General features: G+C 63.7%; 16 protein-coding genes and 2 tRNA genes. All 18 read left to right on the top strand.

What is annotated here, in order from left to right:
- Positions 1-7 precede the first annotated feature (7 nt).
- The 18 genes from leuB to tssC all read left to right on the top strand — a co-directional run bounded on the left by leuB (position 8) and on the right by tssC (position 19177).
- Positions 8-1090: a 3-isopropylmalate dehydrogenase gene (gene leuB / locus NUH87_RS07715; protein WP_338525481.1), complete on the top strand. Its 1083-nt coding sequence runs from the start codon at positions 8-10 to the stop codon at positions 1088-1090.
- Positions 1091-1158: 68 nt separating this feature from the next.
- The gene (gene asd, locus NUH87_RS07710) at positions 1159-2271 is read left to right on the top strand and encodes an aspartate-semialdehyde dehydrogenase (protein WP_040063360.1); all 1113 of its coding nucleotides are present in this window, start codon (positions 1159-1161) and stop codon (positions 2269-2271) included.
- Positions 2272-2415: 144 nt separating this feature from the next.
- Positions 2416-3414 carry an aspartate-semialdehyde dehydrogenase gene (locus NUH87_RS07705; protein WP_338525480.1) on the top strand — a complete coding sequence of 333 codons (999 nt, stop codon included), beginning with the start codon at positions 2416-2418 and terminating at the stop codon, positions 3412-3414.
- 208 nt (positions 3415-3622) lie between these two features.
- Positions 3623-6316 (top strand): FimV/HubP family polar landmark protein, encoded by a 2694-nt coding sequence (locus NUH87_RS07700; RefSeq protein ID WP_338525479.1) that lies wholly within the window; start codon positions 3623-3625, stop codon positions 6314-6316.
- Between the two features lie 168 nt (positions 6317-6484).
- Positions 6485-7309 carry a tRNA pseudouridine(38-40) synthase TruA gene (gene truA, locus NUH87_RS07695; RefSeq protein ID WP_040063363.1) on the top strand — a complete coding sequence of 275 codons (825 nt, stop codon included), beginning with the start codon at positions 6485-6487 and terminating at the stop codon, positions 7307-7309.
- Between the two features lie 64 nt (positions 7310-7373).
- The gene (locus tag NUH87_RS07690) at positions 7374-8006 is read left to right on the top strand and encodes a phosphoribosylanthranilate isomerase (RefSeq protein ID WP_040063365.1); all 633 of its coding nucleotides are present in this window, start codon (positions 7374-7376) and stop codon (positions 8004-8006) included.
- A gap of 94 nt (positions 8007-8100) precedes the next feature.
- Entirely contained in the window at positions 8101-9021 is a 921-nt protein-coding gene (gene accD, locus NUH87_RS07685) for an acetyl-CoA carboxylase, carboxyltransferase subunit beta (RefSeq protein WP_338525478.1), read from the top strand.
- Positions 9018-10325: a bifunctional tetrahydrofolate synthase/dihydrofolate synthase gene (folC, locus tag NUH87_RS07680; protein ID WP_338525477.1), complete on the top strand. Its 1308-nt coding sequence runs from the start codon at positions 9018-9020 to the stop codon at positions 10323-10325. Before accD ends, folC begins: the two co-directional genes overlap by 4 nt.
- Positions 10309-10983 (top strand): SPOR domain-containing protein, encoded by a 675-nt coding sequence (locus NUH87_RS07675; RefSeq protein WP_338525476.1) that lies wholly within the window; start codon positions 10309-10311, stop codon positions 10981-10983. Before folC ends, NUH87_RS07675 begins: the two co-directional genes overlap by 17 nt.
- A 96-nt stretch (positions 10984-11079) precedes the next feature.
- Complete coding sequence (locus NUH87_RS07670) at positions 11080-11637, top strand: CvpA family protein (RefSeq protein ID WP_040063371.1); 558 nt, start codon at positions 11080-11082, stop codon at positions 11635-11637.
- A 41-nt stretch (positions 11638-11678) separates the two neighbouring features.
- Entirely contained in the window at positions 11679-13184 is a 1506-nt protein-coding gene (purF, locus tag NUH87_RS07665) for an amidophosphoribosyltransferase (RefSeq protein WP_040063374.1), read from the top strand.
- 172 nt (positions 13185-13356) lie between these two features.
- Complete coding sequence (locus NUH87_RS07660; protein WP_338525475.1) at positions 13357-14568, top strand: O-succinylhomoserine sulfhydrylase; 1212 nt, start codon at positions 13357-13359, stop codon at positions 14566-14568.
- A gap of 11 nt (positions 14569-14579) precedes the next feature.
- Positions 14580-15344: an SDR family oxidoreductase gene (locus tag NUH87_RS07655; RefSeq protein ID WP_422393928.1), complete on the top strand. Its 765-nt coding sequence runs from the start codon at positions 14580-14582 to the stop codon at positions 15342-15344.
- A 121-nt stretch (positions 15345-15465) separates the two neighbouring features.
- Positions 15466-15541: transfer RNA gene (locus NUH87_RS07650), tRNA-Val, on the top strand.
- A 57-nt stretch (positions 15542-15598) separates the two neighbouring features.
- Positions 15599-15675 (top strand) — tRNA-Asp (locus NUH87_RS07645).
- A 411-nt stretch (positions 15676-16086) separates the two neighbouring features.
- Positions 16087-17103 (top strand): type VI secretion system protein TssA, encoded by a 1017-nt coding sequence (gene tssA / locus NUH87_RS07640; protein ID WP_338525473.1) that lies wholly within the window; start codon positions 16087-16089, stop codon positions 17101-17103.
- A gap of 29 nt (positions 17104-17132) precedes the next feature.
- Positions 17133-17648: a type VI secretion system contractile sheath small subunit gene (gene tssB, locus NUH87_RS07635; RefSeq protein WP_338525472.1), complete on the top strand. Its 516-nt coding sequence runs from the start codon at positions 17133-17135 to the stop codon at positions 17646-17648.
- A 38-nt stretch (positions 17649-17686) separates the two neighbouring features.
- Complete coding sequence (gene tssC, locus NUH87_RS07630) at positions 17687-19177, top strand: type VI secretion system contractile sheath large subunit (protein WP_422393909.1); 1491 nt, start codon at positions 17687-17689, stop codon at positions 19175-19177.
- The last annotated feature ends 18 nt before the right edge of the window (positions 19178-19195 follow it).

Here is a 19195-nt window from a genome sequence, read left to right as displayed (position 1 = left end):
GGAAAGCATGAGCAAGCAGATTCTGATTCTTCCAGGCGACGGTATCGGTCCGGAAATCATGGCCGAAGCAGTCAAGGTGCTGGAGCTGGCCAACGAGAAATACAGCCTCGGTTTCGAACTGAGCCACGACGTGATCGGCGGCGCGGCCATCGACAAGCACGGCGTACCCCTGGCCGACGAGACCCTGGACCGCGCCCGCGCCGCCGATGCCGTGCTGCTGGGCGCCGTCGGCGGGCCGAAGTGGGACAAGATCGAGCGGGATATCCGTCCGGAGCGTGGCCTGCTGAAAATCCGCGCGCAACTGGGCCTGTTCGGCAACCTGCGTCCGGCAATTCTCTACCCGCAATTGGCCGACGCTTCGAGCCTGAAGCCGGAAATCGTCTCCGGCCTGGATATCCTGATCGTCCGTGAGCTGACCGGCGGTATCTATTTCGGCGCGCCACGCGGCACCCGCGAGCTGGATAATGGCGAGCGCCAGTCCTACGACACCCTGCCGTACAGCGAAAGCGAGATCCGTCGCATTGCCCGGGTCGGCTTCGACATGGCGCGGGTGCGCGGCAAGAAGCTCTGCTCGGTGGACAAGGCCAACGTCCTGGCATCCAGCCAGTTGTGGCGTGAAGTGGTGGAGCAGGTTGCCCTGGATTACCCGGACATCGAGCTGAGCCACATGTACGTCGACAACGCCGCCATGCAACTGGTGCGCGCGCCGAAGCAGTTCGACGTGATCGTCACCGACAACATGTTCGGTGACATCCTGTCCGACGAAGCGTCGATGCTCACCGGCTCCATCGGCATGCTGCCGTCGGCGTCCCTGGACGCCCACAACAAAGGCATGTACGAGCCGTGCCACGGCTCTGCGCCGGACATTGCCGGGCAGGGCATCGCCAACCCGCTGGCGACCATCCTGTCGGTGTCGATGATGCTGCGCTACAGCTTCAATCTGCACGACGCGGCGCAGGCGATCGAGACCGCGGTGAGCCGCGTGCTGGACCAGGGCCTGCGCACGGGCGACATCTGGTCGGCCGGTTGCACCAAAGTCGGTACGCAGGAAATGGGCGACGCAGTAGTCGCCGCGCTGCGGAATCTGTAATCTCTCGGGCCCACCACCTCTTTCATCCCCGGAGGCGGTGACCCACTTTTGTAAAAGGTGTAGTTGCGATGAAACGTGTAGGTCTGATCGGTTGGCGCGGTATGGTCGGTTCCGTGCTCATGCAGCGGATGCTGGAAGAGCAGGACTTCGACCTGATTGAGCCGGTGTTTTTCACCACTTCCAATGTCGGCGGCCAAGGCCCGTCCGTGGGCAAGGACATTGCTCCGCTGAAGGATGCCTACAGCATTGAAGAGCTCAAGACCCTCGACGTGATCCTGACCTGCCAGGGCGGCGACTACACCAGCGAGGTCTTCCCCAAGCTGCGCGAAGCCGGCTGGCAGGGCTACTGGATCGACGCGGCATCCAGCCTGCGCATGCAGGACGATGCGGTGATCATCCTCGACCCGGTGAACCGCAAGGTCATCGACCAGCAGTTGGACGCCGGTACCAAGAACTACATCGGCGGCAACTGCACCGTCAGCCTGATGCTGATGGGCCTGGGTGGCCTGTTCGAGGCCGGCCTGGTGGAGTGGATGAGCGCCATGACCTACCAGGCGGCATCCGGTGCCGGCGCGCAGAACATGCGTGAGCTGATCAAGCAGATGGGCGCGACCCATGCGTCGGTCGCCGATGAACTGGCCAATCCGGCCAGCGCCATCCTCGACATCGACCGCAAGGTGGCCGAAGTCATGCGCAGCGATGCCTACCCGACCGAGAACTTCGGCGTGCCGCTGGCCGGCAGCCTGATCCCGTGGATCGACAAGGAACTGCCAAACGGCCAGAGCCGTGAAGAGTGGAAGGCCCAGGCCGAGACCAACAAGATCCTCGGTCGCTTCAAGAGCCCGATTCCGGTGGACGGTATCTGCGTGCGCATCGGTGCCATGCGTTGCCACAGCCAGGCGCTGACCATCAAGCTGAACAAAGACGTGCCGATCGCTGATATCGAAGGGTTGATCAGCCAGCACAACCCTTGGGTCAAGCTGGTGCCGAACCAGCGTGAAATCAGTATTCAGGAGCTGAGTCCGACCAAGGTGACCGGTACCCTGAACATTCCGGTGGGGCGTCTGCGCAAGCTGAACATGGGCTCGCAGTTCCTCGGCGCCTTCACCGTGGGCGACCAGTTGCTGTGGGGCGCGGCCGAGCCGCTGCGGCGCATGCTGCGTATCCTGCTGGAACGCTGATTCGCTGAAGCCTTGAAAAACCCGCGTCTCGTCAGAGTCGCGGGTTTTTTTATGCGCCGGTTGTCCGTAACCTCGGCGTGCAATTGCCTGACTGCCCGGTCACGGGTAAAGTGCCGCTCCCCCCGTTTTGCCTGAGATCATCCCATGAGCCAGTCCCTTGATATTGCCGTGATCGGCGCCACCGGCACCGTCGGCGAGACCCTGGTGCAGATCCTCGAAGAGCGCGATTTTCCCATCGCCAACCTGCACCTGCTGGCCAGCAGCGAGTCGGCGGGGCACTCGGTGCCGTTCCGGGGCAAGAACGTGCGGGTGCGCGAAGTCGACGAATTCGACTTCGGCAAAGTCCAGCTGGTGTTTTTTGCCGCCGGTCCGGCCGTCACCCTCAGCTTTGCGCCGCGTGCCACGGCGGCGGGCTGCGCGATCATCGACCTGTCCGGTGCCTTGCCCGCGCCCCACGTCGTGCCGGAGGCCAACGCCCCGGTGCTGAAGACGCTGGGCAAGCCGGTGCAGGTCAGCAGCCCGAGCGCCGCGGCCACGGCGTTGGCGGTGGTGCTGGCGCCGCTCAAGGGCCTGGACATCCAGCGGGTGAACCTGACGGCCTGTCTGGCGGTATCGAGCCAGGGCCGTGAGGCGGTGACCGAACTGGCCCGACAAACGGCGGAGTTGCTGAACGCCCGTCCGCTGGAGCCGCGCTTTTTCGATCGACAGATGGCATTCAACCTGCTGGCCCAGGTCGGCAAGCCGGACGCCGACGGGCATGGGTCGCTGGAAAAGCGCCTGGTCAGCGAACTGCGTGAGCTGCTGGCAGCACCTTTGCTAAAAATTTCAGTGACTTGCATTCAAGCGCCAGTGTTTTTCGGCGATAGCTATAGTGTGTCTTTGCAAACCGCCGCCGAGGTTGACCTGGTGGCGGTGAACGCTACGCTGGAGGCGGCGCAGGGTATCGAGTTGGTGGAAGCCGGCGATTATCCGACGGCCGTGGGTGACGCCGTGGGCCAGGATGTGGTTTATGTCGGGCGGGTGCGTGGCGGCGTTGACGACCCGTGCGAACTGAATCTGTGGCTGACAGCCGACAATGTCCGCAAGGGGGCGGCATTGAACGCGGTGCAGCTGGCAGAGCTGTTGATAAAAGACCTGCTGTAAAAGATACTTGGCGACAATTTGCAGAATGATTCTAGCCTGGCGCCATGCCCAGGCTGGTTGCTGGAGGTGAACCTGTCCTCGGGCATTTGCAAGGGCGTCGGCTGAAACCGCGCGCTACGGTCATGTTTTCAAAGGCGCGCACACTGCCACAAGGCAGGCGACACCACCTTCTCGCTAGCCGAGGAATGCACAAACAAAGGAAGAGGCTATGGTTCAAGTTCGCAAACTGGTGTTAGCAATAGCGGCCGCTTCGGCGCTGTCTTCCGGTATGGCACACGCGCTTGGGCTGGGGGAAGTGACCCTCAAGTCAACTCCGAACCAGCCGTTGCTGGCGGAAATCGAATTGCAGGATGTCAGCGGCCTGAGCGCCTCCGATATCGTCCCGAGCCTCGCCTCGCCCCAGGCCTTCGCGGATGCCGGGGTCAGCCGCCAGGACTTTCTCAACGACCTGACCTTCACGCCGGTGATCAACCCCAACGGTCGCAGCGTGGTGCGTGTCACCTCGAACAAACCGTTGTCCGAAGCCTATGTGCGCTTCCTGGTGCAGGTGCAGTGGCCCAATGGCCGGCTGATGCGCGACTACAGCGTGCTGCTCGACCCGTCGAAATACACCCAGGCACCCGATGCCGCCAAGCCCGCCGCCGCGGCCCCGGCCAACGCGGCGGCCGCGCCTGTGGCGCCGGTGACCGCGCCGACCAAGGCCAAGCAATACACCACCGGCCCCAGGGACACCTTGTGGGAAATCGCCGCCAAGGAGAGTAATGGTGGCTCCGTGCAGCAGACCATGCTGGCGATCCAGGCGCTGAACCCGGGTGCCTTCCTCGATGGCAACATCAACCGCCTGAAGACCGGCCAGGTGCTGCGTCTGCCTGATCATGCGCAAAGCACCGCGTTGCCACAATCCAAGGCCATCGCCGAAGTTGCCGCGCAGAATGCCGCCTGGCGTTCGGGGCGGCGCCTGGTCCATGGCGGCAAGCAGCAGATCGATGCCACCCGGCACAAGGGTAGCGAGGGCGCGCCGGCCAAGGCCGCCGGCAAGGACAACCTGAGCCTGGTTTCCGCCACGTCCGGCAAGAAACACGGCAAGGGTGCCGCCGGTGACAGCAAGGCCTTGAACAACAAGCTGGCGGTGACCCAGGAAAGCCTGGATACCACTCGTCGCGACAACGCCGAGCTGAAGAGCCGGATGGAAGACCTGCAAAGCCAGTTGGACAAGTTGCAGCGCCTGATCCAGCTCAAGAACGACCAGTTGGCCAAGTTGCAGGCCGAAGGCTCGGGCGCCGCGCCGGCGACCGGGCAGCCGGCCAATGCCATGTCCGCCCAGTTGGCCGCCAAGCCGGAAGCGGCCCCGGCCCCGGCCCCGGTTGCGCCGGCTCCTGTCGTTCCGGCGGCAGAGGTGGCCAAGCCGGCGCCGGTTGAAGCGCCGATCCAGCCCGACGCCGCCGTGCCGCAGGAGCGCAAGCTCGACGACCTGCTCTCCAGTCCGATTCTGATGGGGCTGCTGGCCGGTTCCGCGGTGCTGGTGTTCCTCTTGCTCCTGCTGTTCCTGGTACGTCGCCGCAAGGCCAAGCAGGAAGCGGAAAAACACCAGCGCATGGCTCGGGCGCTGTCCGAGGAAAGCGGTTTTTCCGAAGAACTGGATCTGCCTGAAAGCAGCTTCGAGGGCCTGGAGGTCCCTCCGCCGAGCGTAAAGCTGGCACCCGCTCCGGCCCCGGTCCCGGCCGCTGAGCGTCCTGTCGATGCATTGGACCAGGCCAACCTGCATATCCAGCGCGGTCACCTGAACCAGGCGGCCGGTGTGCTGGAAGAGGCGGTGAAGTTCGAGCCACAGCGTACTGACTTGCGCCTGAAGCTGATGGAGGTCTACGGCCAGCAGGGCGATCGCGATGCGTTCATCGCCCAGGAGAAGCAGCTGCCTGCCGGTCGGCACCAGGCCGAAGTGGAGCAGCTCAAGAGTCGCTTCCCGTCGATGATCGTCGTGGCGGCAGGTCTGGGGGCGGCGGCCGTGGCGACCGAGCTGAGCGAGGATTTCGTCAAGGAGTTGCTGTCTGACGAACCGCCTGCCCCGGCTCCAGCTCCGGCGGCGCCAGAGGTGCCCGTGGTCGCGGCGGCGGATGATGTCTTCGATAACGACTTCGACCTGAGCCTGGATGATCTCGAGGCGGCCTCGCCGACGCTGGTGGCGCCGTCCACGGTGGATCTGGATGACCTGCAACTGGACGACGACCTGAGTTTCGAGTCGGTCCTGGCGCAGCAGGCCGAGGCCAAGCCGAGCTTGGATGACGACTTGAGCTTCGAGTCGGTCCTGGCGCAGCAGGCCGAGGCCAAGCCGGGCCTGGATGACGACTTGAGCTTCGAGTCGGTCCTGGAACAGCAGCCCCAGGCCAAGCCGGCCCTGGATGACCTGGCGGATTTCGATCTGGACCTGGGTGGGGACACGCCGCTGTCCACTTCGGCGGACGAGGACTTCCTGCTGAGCCTGACCGAAGACCTGAAGGATTCGGATGCCGAGGTCCCGACCCTGGGGGCGGGTGGCCTGGATGACCTGGGGCTGCCGGCGGATTTCGATCTGTCCCTGGCGGATGAACTGGAGGCGCACTCCGGTCCCAATGCGTTCACCGACGAGCTGGATGACGTCAACGCCGAACTCGATCGTCTGTCCCAGAGCCTGGAGCAACCTCCGCTCGCCACGCCGAGCCTGGTGGCGGACGAGTTGCCCGAAGACGAGTCGTTCGACTTCCTGTCGGGAACCGATGAGGCGGCCACCAAGCTCGACCTGGCCCAGGCCTACATGGACATGGACGACCGCGACGGGGCGCGGGATATCCTCGCCGAGGTGATGAACGAAGGCAGCGAGGCGCAGAAGAACGAAGCGCGGGAGATGCTCAAGCGTTTGGCTTGATCGGCGTTTCAACGAAAACGGCAGCCCTGGGGCTGCCGTTTTCGTTTGTGGGGCGAACTAAAAGTCCCGCGCGCATGGCGTCTCGGCCAGCTGGCCTTATAATGCACGCCTTTGCGCAAACCAGCAGGCTGTAAGTTCTTGGCAAACATAGATAACCCGGCCGCCGAAATGGCGGCCGACGGCTTTTTCCGGATCGCCCTCGGCGTCGAGTACAAGGGTTCCCGCTATCGGGGCTGGCAACGTCAGGCGTCCGGTGTGCCGACGGTGCAGCAGACCCTGGAAGAGGCGCTGTCGAAAGTGGCGGATTCGCCGGTTTCCCTGATGTGCGCCGGGCGTACCGATGCCGGCGTGCATGCCTGCGGCCAGGTGGTGCACTTCGACACCCAGGCCGAGCGCTCGCTGAAGGCCTGGGTCATGGGCGCCAATATCAATCTGCCCCATGACGTCAGCGTCAGTTGGGCGCAGGTGATGCCAGCGCATTTCCATGCGCGTTTCAAGGCCATCGCCCGGCGTTATCGCTATGTGATCTACAACGACCAGATCCGCCCGGCCCACCTGAACGAAGAAATCACCTGGAACCACCGTCCGCTGGATGTGGAACGCATGGCCGAGGCCGCCCGCTACCTGGTCGGTACCCATGATTTCAGCGCTTTCCGTGCCGGTCAGTGCCAGGCCAAGTCGCCGATCAAGGAAGTCCATCACCTGCGGGTCACCCGGCACGGCAAGATGATCGTCATCGATATTCGCGCCGGGGCCTTCCTGCATCACATGGTGCGCAATATCGCCGGGGTGCTGATGACCATCGGTGCCGGTGAGCGCCCGGTGGAGTGGGCCAGGGAAGTCCTGGAAAGCCGTATCCGGCGCACCGGCGGCGTCACGGCCCATCCGTTCGGCCTGTATCTGGTGCAGGTGGAGTACCGGGACGAGTTCGCGCTGCCGGAACGTTACATCGGGCCGCATTTTCTCACCGGCTTCTCGGAACTTGACGGCTGACGCCCGGAAAAGCATTTGCTACCATCCGGGACTTTCTCGGAAAAACACCTGGGGTCTTTACGACATGTCCGCCGTTCGCAGCAAAATCTGCGGGATTACCCGCATTGAAGATGCGTTGGCTGCCGTCGACGCCGGGGCCGATGCCATTGGTCTTGTGTTCTATGCCAAAAGCCCACGGGCGGTGACGGTCCAGCAGGCGCGGGCGATCATCGCCGCCTTGCCGCCGTTCGTGACCACCGTCGGCCTGTTCGTCAATGCCAGCCGCTGCGAGCTGGGGGAAATCCTCGACGCGGTGCCGCTGGACCTGCTGCAGTTCCATGGCGATGAAACCAGCGAGCAGTGCGAGGGTTATCACCGTCCCTACATCAAGGCGTTGCGGGTCAAGGCCGGCGACGACATCGCCGCGGCCTGCAAGGCTTACCCCGGTGCCAGCGGCATTCTCCTCGATACCTATGTGGAAGGCGTTCCCGGGGGAACCGGCGCCGCGTTCGACTGGTCTCTGGTTCCGCAGGGGCTGAGCAAGCCGATTATCCTGGCCGGCGGCCTGACCGCCGACAACGTGGCCGAGGCGATTGCCCGGGTCAAACCCTATGCCGTGGATGTCAGCGGCGGGGTGGAGCAGAGCAAGGGCATCAAGGATCGTACCAAGATCGAGGCGTTCATGCGGGCCGTACGCGCCTGCCGAGCGCCGATGTGACGGCTGGCAGCCTGCCGCCGTCCATGCATACCGCCACAGAAAACAGGCGGGCCCGGTTGTCCGACGGGCCGAAAACGAATTGGAGAAAGAAAGCATGAGCAACTGGTTAGTAGACAAACTGATCCCTTCGATCATGCGTTCCGAGGTGAAGAAAAGCTCGGTGCCTGAAGGTCTGTGGCACAAGTGCCCATCGTGCGACGCGGTGCTCTATCGTCCGGAGCTGGAAAAGACCCTGGACGTCTGCCCCAAGTGCAACCATCACATGCGCATTGGTGCCCGCGCCCGTATCGATATCTTCCTGGACGCCGAAGGCCGCGTCGAGCTGGGTGCCGACCTGGAGCCGGTGGACCGTCTGAAGTTCCGTGACGGCAAGAAGTACAAGGACCGCCTGAGCGCGGCCCAGAAGCAGACCGGCGAAAAAGACGCGCTGGTGTCCATGAGCGGCACCCTGCTGGGCATGCCGGTGGTGGTTTCGGCATTCGAGTTCTCGTTCATGGGCGGTTCCATGGGCGCCATCGTCGGCGAGCGTTTCGTGCGTGCCGCCAACTACGCCCTGGAAAACCGTTGCCCGATGGTCTGCTTCGCCGCTTCCGGTGGCGCGCGGATGCAGGAAGCGCTGATTTCCCTGATGCAGATGGCCAAGACCTCGGCGGTGCTGGCGCGCCTGCGTGAAGAAGGCCTGCCGTTCATCTCGGTGCTGACCGACCCGGTCTACGGCGGTGTTTCCGCCAGCCTGGCGATGCTCGGCGACGTGATCGTTGGTGAACCCAAGGCGCTGATCGGCTTCGCCGGCCCGCGGGTGATCGAGCAGACCGTGCGCGAGAAGCTGCCGGAAGGCTTCCAGCGTAGCGAGTTCCTGCTGGAACACGGCGCCATCGACATGATCATTGCCCGTCAGGAACTGCGCCCACGCCTGGGCAACCTGCTGGCACAGATGATGGGCCTGCCGACGCCCGAGTACATCGCCACGCCGGTCGAAGCTGTCATTGTCCCGCCGGTGCCTGCAAGCCTATGACCGAGCGTACCCTGGGCGAATGGCTCGCCTACCTGGAGCAATTGCACCCATCGGCCATCGACATGGGGTTGGCTCGCTCGCAAGAGGTAGCGAACCGCATGGGGCTGGGCAAGCCGGCGCCTCGGGTAGTGACCGTGACCGGCACCAATGGCAAGGGTTCGACCTGCGCCTTTGTTGCCGCCTTGCTGCAGGCACAGGGGCTCAAGGTGGGCGTCTATAGCTCGCCGCACCTGTTGCGCTACAACGAGCGCGTGCAGATCAACGGTGTCGAGGTGACGGACGCGCAGCTGTGCGAAGCCTTCGTCGCACTCGAGGCCGGGCGTGGCGAGACCTCCCTGACCTATTTCGAGATGGGCACCCTGGCCGCCCTCTGGCTGTTCGAGCGCGCGGGCCTGGATGTCGTGGTGCTGGAAGTCGGTCTTGGCGGCCGCCTGGACACGGTCAATGTGGTGGATGCCGACCTCGCGGTGGTGACCAGTATCGGTGTCGATCATGCCGAATACCTGGGCAATACCCGCGAATCGGTGGCGTTCGAAAAGGCCGGGATCTTCCGCCCGGGCGCGCCCGCGCTGTGTGGCGACCTGAACCCGCCGCAGCCGCTGCTGGACAAGGCCCGCGAGCTGGGCAGCCCGTTCTTCCTGCGCGGTCGGGATTTCGATCTCGGTATTACCGACCTGAACTGGCAGTGGCGGGGTGTTGACCGCCGGGGCCAGGTGGTCGAGCTGCACGATCTGCCGCTGCTTGACCTGCCCATGGAAAACGCCGCCCTGGCGCTGCAGGCCTACCTGCTGATGGACCTGCCCTGGCAGCCGGAGCGGATCGCCCAGGCGCTGCAGGGCACCCGTATCGTCGGTCGACTGGATCGGCGCAAGCTGAACTGGCAAGGCAAGTCGCTCAGCCTGATGCTGGATGTCGGGCACAATCCCCATGCCGCCGAATACCTGGCCGAGCGTCTGGCGTGCAGTCCCTTGAAGGGGCGGCGCCTGGCGGTGTTCGGGCTATTGTCGGACAAGGATCTGGAGGGGGTGGTTGCGCCCCTCGCGCGCGATATTCAGCACTGGGCGGTCACACCGTTGCAGACGCCGCGCAGTCGCCCGGCCACTGAATTGCAAGCCGTCCTGGCGGCGCGTGGTGCACCGGTGAGCGTTTACGACAGTGTCGCCGCGGCGCTGGAAGGGCAGTGTGCCCAGGCCACGGCCGATGACGAGATTCTGTTGTTCGGATCGTTTTTTTGTGTTGCCGAGGCGCTGGAGTGGCTGGCCCGGCGCGCCACGGAGGAGGCTGCCAATGGCAATGCTGGATAAGGCGTACAAGCAACGGATGGTCGGCGCGCTGGTGCTGGTGGCGCTGGCGGTGATTTTCCTGCCGATGCTGTTTTCCCGCCAGGACGAGCAGCGCCAGGTTCGCGTCGATGCGCCGGCGGCTCCCCAGGCTTCGGCGCTGCCGCAGGTCAAGGTCGAGCCGGTGCCGGTTCCCGAGCCGCAAGCACTGCCTCAGGAGCCGGCTCCAGGCGCGGACCCGGTCGCCGAGACCCCGGTGCCGCTCGCTCCGGCTCCGGTTTCAGCTCCGGCGCCTGCACCCAAGCCTGTCGCGGCGGCCAAGCCCGCGGCGCCGGCTCCGGTGGCCAAGCCTGCCCCCGCACCGGCGCAAACGCCGGCCCAGGTGGTCGCGGTGGCGCCGTCCAAGCTCGATACCACGCAAAATCGCGTGGACCCCAACGGCCTGCCGATCAGTTGGGCGGTGCAGCTGGCCAGCCTGTCCAGCCGCGACAGTGCCGAAAGCCTGCAAAAGACCCTGCGCAGCCAGGGTTACAACGCCTATATCCGCTCCTCCGATGGCAAGAACCGGGTATTTGTCGGTCCGCTGATCGAGCGTGCCGAGGCCGATCGCCTGCGTGACCTGCTGGGTCGTCAGCAGAATCTGAAGGGCTTTGTCGTGCGTTTCCAGCCGGAACGCGGTTAAGCGCGCGGCTTTGTATCGAAATGCTCTGACAATCGCCTTACCAGTGAGGCGGCGCTCTGCTAAAATGCGCCGCCTTATCCGTCTGTAGGCTGCACTGTGCCATTTACCTGGGTTGACTGGGCGATTATTGCGGTAATCGTCGTTTCCGCGTTGATCAGCTTGAGCCGTGGTTTCGTCAAGGAAGCCTTGTCCCTGCTCACCTGGATCATTGCCGGCGGGGTCGCCTGGATGTTCGGTGGCTCGTTGTCCGTGTACCTGACCGACTATATCCAGACACCTTCGGCTCGCGTGATCGCGGGCTGTGCGATCATGTTCGTCGCCACCCTGCTGGTGGGCGCCATGATCAATTATCTTATTGGCGAACTGGTTCGCGTCACCGGGCTGTCCGGGACCGATCGCTTCCTGGGCATGGCCTTCGGTGCCGCCCGCGGCGGGCTGCTGGTGGTGGTGGCCGTCGGGCTGCTGAGCCTGGGGCCGGTCCAGCAGGATTCGTGGTGGCAGGAGTCTCAGCTCGTGCCAAAATTTCTATTGGTTGCCGACTGGTCCAAGAACCTCATCCTGGGGTGGAGCAGTCGGTGGCTCGCCAGCGGAATCAGCGTACCCGCTGATCTTCCGTTCAAGGAACATCTCTTGCCGGCCAAAACGCCGCAGTAAGTGCTGTTCAGTTCAGATTCATTAAGTAGGGGTTGCGTCGCATGTGTGGCATCGTCGGTATCGTCGGTAAGTCGAACGTCAATCAGGCGCTGTATGACGCGCTAACCGTGCTCCAGCACCGCGGCCAGGACGCTGCCGGTATCGTGACCAGCCATGACGGCCGGTTATTCCTGCGCAAGGACAACGGCCTGGTCCGCGATGTGTTCCAGCAGCGGCACATGCAGCGCCTGGTCGGACACATGGGCATTGGCCATGTGCGCTACCCGACCGCCGGCAGCTCGACTTCGGCTGAAGCCCAGCCGTTCTATGTCAACTCGCCGTATGGCATCACTCTGGCGCACAACGGCAACCTGACCAACGTCGAACAGTTGGCCAAGGAGATCTACGAGTCCGATCTGCGCCACGTCAACACCAGCTCCGACTCGGAAGTGTTGCTCAACGTGTTCGCCCACGAGCTGGCCCAGCGCGGCAAGCTGCAACCGACCGAAGAAGACATATTCGCCGCGGTGACCGACGTGCACAACCGTTGCGTCGGCGGCTACGCGGTGGTGGCGATGGTGACCGGCTACGGCATCGTCGGTTTCCGCGACCCCCACGGTATCCGTCCGATCGTGTTCGGCCAGCGCCACACCGATGAAGGCGTCGAGTACATGATCGCCTCCGAGAGCGTGTCCCTGGACGTGCTCGGCTTCACCCTGATCCGTGACCTGGCACCGGGCGAAGCGGTCTACATCACCGAAGAGGGCAAGCTGCACACCCGTCAGTGCGCGACCAACCCGTCGTTGACCCCGTGCCTCTTCGAACACGTCTACCTGGCGCGTCCGGATTCGATCATCGACGGTGTGTCGGTATACAAGGCGCGCCTGCGCATGGGTGAAAAGCTGGCGGAAAAGATCCTGCGCGAGCGTCCTCAGCACGACATCGACGTGGTCATCCCGATCCCGGACACCAGCCGTACCGCGGCCCTGGAACTGGCGAACCACCTCGGCGTGAAGTTCCGCGAAGGCTTCGTGAAGAACCGCTATATCGGCCGTACCTTCATCATGCCGGGCCAGGCGGCACGGAAGAAATCCGTGCGCCAGAAGCTCAACGCCATCGAACTTGAATTCCGTGGCAAGAACGTCATGCTGGTGGACGACTCCATCGTGCGCGGCACCACCTGCAAGCAGATCATCCAGATGGCCCGCGAAGCCGGCGCCAAGAGCGTCTACTTCTGCTCGGCGGCCCCGGCGGTGCGTTACCCGAACGTCTACGGCATCGACATGCCGAGCGCCCACGAGCTGATCGCGCACAACCGTACGACCCAGGACGTGGCCGACCTGATCGGTGCCGACTGGCTGATCTACCAGGACCTGCCGGACCTGATCGAGGCCGTCGGCGGTGGCAAGATCAAGATTGAACACTTCGATTGCTCGGTGTTCGACGGCAAGTACGTCACCGGCGACGTCGACGAGCATTACCTGGCCAAGATCGAACAGGCGCGCAACGATGCGTCCAAGGCCAAGACCCAGGCGGTCAGCGCGATCATCGACCTGTACAACAACTGAGTAAAACCGGCTTTCAGGGCCAACCCTGTAGGAGCCGGCTTGCTGGCGGTGGCGATGCAAGATTCGCCACCGCTATCGCTGCGCTGCGGCGTTCCAACAAGCTAGCTCCTACAGGACCCCATCGGCTCCAGCGGTTTTGTATCCTCCAGAGAATCGAGCAAGGAGTGGCAGCATGAGTCAGGAATGGGATGCCGGTCGGCTGGACAGCGATCTCGAGGGCGTAGCCTTCGACACCCTGGCCGTCCGTGCCGGTCAGCACCGCACGCCGGAAGGCGAGCACGGCGACCCGATGTTCTTCACCTCCAGCTACGTGTTCCGCACCGCCGCCGATGCGGCGGCGCGTTTCGCCGGGGAAGTGCCGGGCAACGTCTATTCGCGCTACACCAACCCCACCGTGCGTTCGTTCGAAGAGCGCATCGCGGCCCTGGAAGGGGCCGAGCAGGCGGTGGCCACCGCCACCGGCATGGCCGCCATCATGGCCGTGGTCATGAGCCTGTGCAGTGCCGGCGATCACGTGCTGGTCTCGCGCAGCGTGTTCGGCTCCACCATCAGCCTGTTCGAGAAGTACTTCAAGCGCTTCGGCGTCGAGGTCGACTACGTGCCCCTGGCCGAGCTGTCGGGCTGGGACGCGGCGATCCGGCCGAATACCAAGCTGCTGTTCGTCGAATCGCCGTCCAACCCGCTGGCTGAACTGGTGGATATCGCCGCCCTGGCTGAAATCGCCCATGCCAAGGGCGCGATGCTGGTGGTGGACAACTGCTTCTGCACACCGGCCCTGCAACAACCATTGAAGCTGGGCGCGGACATCGTGGTGCATTCGGCGACCAAGTTCATCGACGGCCAGGGCCGTTGCATGGGCGGCGTGGTGGCCGGTCGTGGCGAGCAGATGAAGGAAGTCGTCGGTTTCCTGCGTACCGCCGGGCCGACCCTCAGCCCGTTCAACGCCTGGATCTTCCTCAAGGGCCTGGAAACCCTGAACCTGCGCATGCGTGCCCACTGTGCCAACGCCCAGGCCCTGGCCGAGTGGCTGGAGCAGCAGGACGGCATCGAGAAGGTGCATTACGCCGGTCTCAAGAGTCATCCGCAGCACGAACTCGCCCAGCGTCAGCAGCGCGGCTTCGGTGCGGTGGTGAGTTTCGAGGTCAAGGGCGGGAAAGAGGGCGCCTGGCGCTTTATCGACGCCACCCGGTTGATCTCCATCACCGCCAACCTGGGTGACAGCAAGACCACCATCACCCACCCGAGCACCACTTCCCACGGTCGTCTGGCACCGCAGGAACGTGAGGCAGCGGGGATTCGCGACAGCCTGATCCGTGTCGCCGTCGGCCTTGAAGACGTTGCCGACCTGCAAGCCGACCTGGCCCGCGGGTTGGCGGCCTTGTGATCGAGTGGTCCCTGGACACGGCCGTTGGCAACAATGGCCGTGTCGCCCTGGTGACGGGCGCGGCCCGTGGTATCGGCCTGGGGATCGCGGCCTGGCTGATCAGCGAAGGCTGGCAGGTGGTGCTCACCGATCTCGATCATGTCCGGGGCGGCAAGGTTGCCCGGGTACTGGGCGAGAATGCCTGTTTCATTGCCATGGACGTCTCCGACGAGGCCCAGGTGGCCCAGGGGGTCGCCGAGGTATTGGGTCGTTTCGGTCGGATCGACGCCCTGGTGTGTAACGCGGCGATTGCCGACCCGCACAATATCACCCTGGAAAGCCTCGACCTGGTGCACTGGAACCGTGTGTTGGCGGTCAATCTCAGTGGGCCGATGTTGCTGGCCAAGCACTGTGCGCCTTACCTGCGTGCCCACTGTGGGGCGATCGTCAACCTGGCCTCTACCCGTGCGGCGCAGTCGGAACCCGACAGCGAGGCCTATGCCGCGAGCAAGGGCGGCCTGTTGGCGCTGACCCATGCCCTGGCCATCAGTCTCGGCCCGGAGATCCGGGTCAATGCGGTCAGCCCGGGTTGGATCGATGCGCGTGATCCGTCGGTGCGTCGGGCCGAGCCGTTGAGCGACGCCGATCATGCCCAGCATCCGGCGGGAAGGGTAGGGACGGTGGAGGATGTGGCGGCGCTGGTGGCGTGGCTGTTGTCGAGGAACGCGGGGTTCGTCACGGGCCAGGAATTCGTGGTGGACGGCGGCATGACCCGCAAGATGATCTACCACGTGTAGGTGCGAGCGGGGTTTCATGGCCGTACGCGTGACACGATTTTGTCTTTTTCTGAAAAACTTCAAGCAGGCTATTGACTTAGGTCCGCTACCTGCGTAAATTTCGCGGCCTCAACGCAGCAAAGGGTGATTAGCTCAGCCGGGAGAGCATCTGCCTTACAAGCAGAGGGTCGGCGGTTCGATCCCGTCATCACCCACCACTCGTTGAGCTTCTCGCAAGAGAATCGGATGTTCCGCAAGGAGCTTCCAACCGACGCGCAGCGGTAGTTCAGTCGGTTAGAATACCGGCCTGTCACGCCGGGGGTCGCGGGTTCGAGTCCCGTCCGCTGCGCCATACACCGCTTCAAGGCCCTTGAACTCCTTGAAGCAAAAGAAAATGCCCCGGCTTGCCGGGGCTTTTTTTTGCCTGTTTTTCGTCAATGGCTATCTGAATGTGTTGGCCTGACTGGAAGCTGTCCCCGCCTATTGCGTTATTACGCCTTCAGCGTCCTGTAGACGTTTGAGTCCTGTAATAAAACGCTTCTCCTTACATGTTCTTCCGAACTTGCAAACTTTCGTTATTTATCTTCTTTACCCGTGATCTTCGGTGTTATCCGATCTAGGACTATTCCTATGTTTTCGGCCCACCCCTTTGACTAGAGTGAATTCCAGCAGCGCCTTGCCTGCCACGTGCACAAGGCGCTGGCGTTTAAAGGCTTTCATTGGGGGCGAGCGTGCCTGAGGGCATTAGTCATGGGGGTGGAATATGTCGATAAAAGAACTGATTCCTTATATTGATAGCCTGTATGACCGACCCTGTGGTCCAAACTTGGAATACCGGGCTGACTTCATTCAACTGTTGCAAGAAATAGACGGCGGCAACGAAGTTCAATACGGCGACCATTTATATCCCGCCACACCGGTGGACTGGAAACGGGTACGGTCGCTGTGCCTGACGCTGCTGGAAGATTCCCTCGACCTGCGGGTTGCAGTCTGCCTGGCGCGTGCCTTGCTGGAGTTGCAGGGGCTGTCCGGCTTTGTCGAAGGACTTCGGCTGATCGACTGCCTGCTGCGCGAGCGTTGGGAGGATGTTCACCCACAGCTCCTGGCCGAGGAAGGGCACGATCCGTTGGTGCGCCTCAATACGCTGGCCGAGCTGGCGGTGCCCACCAGCGTGGTCCTGGTGCTCAAGCGCCAGTCCCTGGGGAGCGCCGTGGGCCTTGAGCCGCTGTGCGTGGCCGATCTGGCATGCATCGCCGAGTCCGCTCAGGAGGAAGCCCGGACGCAAGGGCTGGCGCGCTTGGCGGGCCTGATCGAATCTCCCGCCCGCGCCGAGTTGATCGAGGGGCTTCGCACACTCAGGAGCCTGGTGGAGCTGATCGCGCAGATCGGTGTTTGCCTCGAGGAAAAAACCGCAGCGCCCGGTATTTCCCCGTTGGGCGGACTCGGGCGCGCTCTGGACAAGTGGTGTCGCGTCGCTGAGGAGCGTTGCAGCGCCGTCTTGCCGCCGACTGCCGCCGACTCGCCGCCGGCAGCCACCGCCAGTGCGGCAACGGCCGGCGCGGCCGCCTGGAGCGGCGTCTGCCAGTCGCGTGAAGACGTGGTCCGTGCCCTGGATGCCATTTGCGCCTACTACGCCCACCACGAGCCTTCGAGTCCGGTGCCCCTGCTGGCGGCCAGGACGCGCCGGCTCGCCACCATGAGTTTTCTCGAAGCGATCGCCGAACTGGTGCCGGGCAGTCTCGCCGACCTGCACGCCCTGGGCGGTATCGCCAATGACTAACGCTTCTCTCCCTGCTCAGGTTCATCTGTATGTCCAATAACAACAGCCAGAAATTCATTGGGCGCAACCGTGCGCCACGGGTCCAGATCGAATATGACGTCGAGTTGTACGGCGCCGAAAAGACCATCGAGATTCCCTTCGTCAACGGCGTGTTCGCCGACCTCTCGGGCGCCAACCGGGCCGACCTGCCGCCATTGGCCGAGCGCAAGTTCCTGGAGATCGATATCGACAACTTCGATGAGCGCATGGCCGCCATCGAACCCCAGGTCCGCATCAGTGTGCCCAACCAGCTGACGGGGGAAGGGCAGATGGCGGTGTCGCTCGCCTTCAAGAGCATGGACGACTTCTCGCCCGGGGCCGTGGCCCGCAATGTCGAGCCGTTGCGCGAGTTGCTGGAGGCGCGCAATCAACTGGCCAACCTGCTGACCTACATGGACGGCAAGAGCGGCGCCGAGCAACTGATGGCCCGCTTGCTGGAAAACCCGGCCCTGATGCAGTCGCTGCTGGCCCAGGCCAAGCCGGCCGCCACCGAGTCCGAAGACTGATGCCTTCGATGATCGCTCCCTGAAACAGGTAAATACCCGTGTCCGTCACTACTCAGAATCAGCCCGGTATCGATCCGGCGGCCGAACTGTCGCCCAGTGAATTCAATGACCTGCTGCAACGCGAGTTCAAGCCGCGCGGCGAGCCGGTGCGCGAAGCCATCGAGCATGCGGTGCAGACCCTGGCCCAGCAGGCGCTGCGTACGACCCACCTGATCGCCCATGACACCCTCGGCACCATTCAGGCGCTGATCGGCGAAATCGATGCCAGGTTGTCCGCGCAGGTCAACGACATCCTCCATCACCCGGACTTCCAGGCGGTCGAATCGGCCTGGCGCGGCCTCGACTATCTGGTGAGCAACACCGAGACCGACGAGAAACTCAAGATCCGCTTCCTCAACGTCGCCAAGGACGAAGTGGCCCGCGAACTGAAGAAGTTCAAGGGCGCGGCCTGGGACCAGAGCCCGCTGTTCAAGAAAATCTACGAGCATGAGTACGGACAACTGGGCGGCGAGCCGTTTGGCGTGCTGATCGCCGATTACTATTTCGACAACAGCCCGCCGGATGTGGAACTGCTGGGGTCACTGGCGAAGATTGCCGCGGCGGCCCATGCGCCGTTGATCAGCGCGGTGTCACCGGCGGTGATGCTGATGGACTCCTGGCGCGAAGTCGCCAACCCCCGCGACCTGAGCAAGCTGTTCCTCACCCCCGAGCACGCCGCCTGGCGCAATCTGCGGCGTTCCGAGGATTCGCGCTACATCGGCCTGACCATGCCGCGTTTCCTCGGGCGTATTCCCTATGGCGCGCGCACCGCGCCGGTGGAGGCGTTCGCCTTCGAGGAGGTCACTGAAGGCCAGGCGCAGAACTACCTGTGGGCCAACGCCGCCTATGCCATGGGGATCAATATCAACCGCTCCTTCAAGGAGTACGGCTGGTGCTCGCGGATTCGCGGCATCGAGTCCGGCGGCGCCATCAGCGGCCTGCCCGTGCACACCTATCCGACCGAGGAGGGCGGTGTGGACATGACCTGTCCGACCGAGGTCGCCATCAGCGATCGGCGCGAGGTGGAGTTGGCGAAGAACGGCTTCATGCCCCTGGTGCATTGCAAGAACACCTCGCTGGCGGCCTTTATCGGCGCGCAGTCCTTGCACTGCCCCCAGGAATACGACGACCCCGACGCCACCGCCAACGCGCAGTTGGCGGCGCGGTTGCCGTATCTGTTCGCCACCTGCCGTTTTGCGCATTACCTCAAGTGCATCGTGCGCGACAAGATCGGCTCCTTCAGCGAGCGCGAGGATATGGAAATCTGGCTCAACAACTGGATCGTCAAGTACGTCGAACATAACCCGGCGACCGCCAGTGACGCCGACAAGGCGCGCAAGCCCCTGGCGGGTGCCGAAGTGGTGGTGCAGGAAGTGGAAGGCAACCCGGGCTTTTACCAGGCCAAGTTTTTCCTGCGTCCCCACTATCAATTGGAAGGCCTGAGCGTATCCCTGCGACTGGTCTCCCAACTGCCCTCGGTCAAAGGCTGAGGGGTTCACGCCTGAACG

The sequence above is a fragment of the Pseudomonas batumici genome (assembly GCF_036585405.1).
GTDB lineage: Bacteria > Pseudomonadota > Gammaproteobacteria > Pseudomonadales > Pseudomonadaceae > Aquipseudomonas > Aquipseudomonas batumici.
This window is presented reverse-complemented; position numbering and strand designations above follow the sequence as displayed.

What these genes read in the sequence shown, in the direction of transcription:
- asd (WP_040063360.1), top strand. Translation starts at nt 1,159, where the DNA reads ATGAAACGTGTAGGTCTGATCGGTTGGCGCGGTATGGTCGGTTCCGTG.
- leuB (WP_338525481.1), top strand. Translation starts at nt 8, where the DNA reads ATGAGCAAGCAGATTCTGATTCTTCCAGGCGACGGTATCGGTCCGGAA.
- NUH87_RS07700 (WP_338525479.1), top strand. Translation starts at nt 3,623, where the DNA reads ATGGTTCAAGTTCGCAAACTGGTGTTAGCAATAGCGGCCGCTTCGGCG.
- NUH87_RS07660 (WP_338525475.1), top strand. Translation starts at nt 13,357, where the DNA reads ATGAGTCAGGAATGGGATGCCGGTCGGCTGGACAGCGATCTCGAGGGC.
- tssB (WP_338525472.1), top strand. Translation starts at nt 17,133, where the DNA reads ATGTCCAATAACAACAGCCAGAAATTCATTGGGCGCAACCGTGCGCCA.
- NUH87_RS07675 (WP_338525476.1), top strand. Translation starts at nt 10,309, where the DNA reads ATGGCAATGCTGGATAAGGCGTACAAGCAACGGATGGTCGGCGCGCTG.
- purF (WP_040063374.1), top strand. Translation starts at nt 11,679, where the DNA reads ATGTGTGGCATCGTCGGTATCGTCGGTAAGTCGAACGTCAATCAGGCG.
- NUH87_RS07705 (WP_338525480.1), top strand. Translation starts at nt 2,416, where the DNA reads ATGAGCCAGTCCCTTGATATTGCCGTGATCGGCGCCACCGGCACCGTC.
- tssA (WP_338525473.1), top strand. Translation starts at nt 16,087, where the DNA reads ATGTCGATAAAAGAACTGATTCCTTATATTGATAGCCTGTATGACCGA.
- accD (WP_338525478.1), top strand. Translation starts at nt 8,101, where the DNA reads ATGAGCAACTGGTTAGTAGACAAACTGATCCCTTCGATCATGCGTTCC.
- folC (WP_338525477.1), top strand. Translation starts at nt 9,018, where the DNA reads ATGACCGAGCGTACCCTGGGCGAATGGCTCGCCTACCTGGAGCAATTG.
- NUH87_RS07690 (WP_040063365.1), top strand. Translation starts at nt 7,374, where the DNA reads ATGTCCGCCGTTCGCAGCAAAATCTGCGGGATTACCCGCATTGAAGAT.
- truA (WP_040063363.1), top strand. Translation starts at nt 6,485, where the DNA reads ATGGCGGCCGACGGCTTTTTCCGGATCGCCCTCGGCGTCGAGTACAAG.